The sequence below is a fragment of the Geobacillus sp. PK12 genome (genome assembly GCF_004123125.1).
In the GTDB taxonomy this organism is placed as follows: Bacteria; Bacillota; Bacilli; order Bacillales; family Anoxybacillaceae; genus Geobacillus; species Geobacillus zalihae.
This window is the reverse complement of sequence record NZ_SDKL01000087.1, coordinates 1-1559: the sequence shown is the minus strand read 5'-3', so window position 1 is coordinate 1559 and position 1559 is coordinate 1. Positions and strand designations below refer to the sequence as shown.

Annotated in this window: 1 protein-coding gene; it reads right to left on the bottom strand. The window is 50.3% G+C overall.

Annotated features, from left to right (window positions below; all coding sequences use genetic code 11):
- Positions 1–209: 209 nt before the first annotated feature.
- A complete protein-coding gene (locus ETR37_RS17800; protein ID WP_129447615.1) occupies positions 210–1445 on the bottom strand; it encodes an IS256 family transposase in 1236 nt (411 codons plus the stop codon).
- Between the last annotated feature and the right edge of the window lie 114 nt (positions 1446–1559).

The following is a 1559-nucleotide window of genomic DNA, read 5'->3' as shown; positions in this document are numbered from 1 at the left end:
GGTCAAGTCCAAATTATTGTGTAAATTCCCCTTTGATAGACAACATGGACCTGATGACCTGACGTATGGCAGGTAAGTCCGGCAAGTCTCCCTGCCGGTCGCCTTCCCGGACTAATGATCATTGTTGTCAAAGTACAGGTGTGTCGGCGCTTTCGCGGCAACTCCTCGCTTCCGAGGTATTTCACGTTCTCCTTGACACGTCGAAGAAATTATCCCACTTTCTTGATCGCCGAAACTTCCTGATTCATCGTTTGAACGCCTAACTCTTTCGTTTTCCGCCACTGCCAATAGTCGGACATATCCAGGTATTTGCGTCCCGATATCCATTTTTCGTCCATTTCGATCAACACGGCGCCTACGAGGCGATACACCGATTCCCGGTTCGGAAAAATGCGGATCACCCGTTCTCTGCGGCGGATTTCCTCATTGAGCCGTTCGATGCCATTGGTTGTGCGCAGGCGCCGCCGGTAACGCTCCGGATAGTCCAAGACAGCCGTGGCGTCTTCGAATCCCTCTTCAAGGATTTGCATGGCTTTTGGGGCTTTTTCTTCCCATTTGGCCAGCACTTGTTCCAATAACAGCCGGGCCGCCTGCTTATTGGGGGCGTGAAGAATCCCGCGAATCTCCTCAAGCAAGGCATCCTGCATATACTTTGGTGCGGCATCGAGGATATTGCGAATAAAATGTGTCTGGCATCGCTGCCATGTAGCGCCTTGGAAATGCTTTTCAATGGCTTGCACCAGCCCACCGTGCTGATCCGAGATGATCAAGTCCACTCCCCGGAGTCCCCGGTCTTTCAGCCATCCGAAGAACTCGCTCCAGCTGGACTCCGATTCACTGTTTCCGATTTGCAGGCCAAGAATTTCCCGATATCCTTCCTCATTCACTCCTGTAGCGATCAACACGGCTCTGGAGCGTACTCGTCCATCCTCCCGGACTTTCGTATAAATAGCATCTACTAGCACAAACGGATACACGTGTTCATGAAGGGAACGGTGATTCCAGTCTTGGATCATCGGATCCAGCCCCTTGCACAGCGAGGAAACCGTGGATTTGGAAAACGAAGTGCCGCATAATTCCTCCGTGATTTGAGTGATTTTTCGGGTAGACACCCCGTTTACCACCATTTCCATGAGTGCCAGTACCAGAGCTTGTTCGCTCCGTTGATACCGTTGGAACAGTTCCGTAGAGAACTCTCCATCTCTTGTCCGTGGAACGCGCAAGGTCAACCGTCCCACCCGGGTCGTCAGCTGGCGTGGATACGAACCGTTTCGATAGCCTTTTCGTTCTTCCGTCCGTTCATAACGGCGAGCCCCCAGCTGTTCTTCTACTTGGGCCTCGAGGATTTGATTCAGGACTTGTTCCAATAGCTTAGCTAATCCCTCATCTCTGGTGAATAACCCGTGCAAAAGTTCATCATTTAGGGTAATATGATATTGAGCCATGGTTGCATTCCTCCTTATGTTTGGTGTTTTTGGTCCACTGTTTATTCTACCAAAGGGGAAGCAACATGGCTCTTTTTCTATTTCCCTTTTTACACAATTATATGGACTTAACTA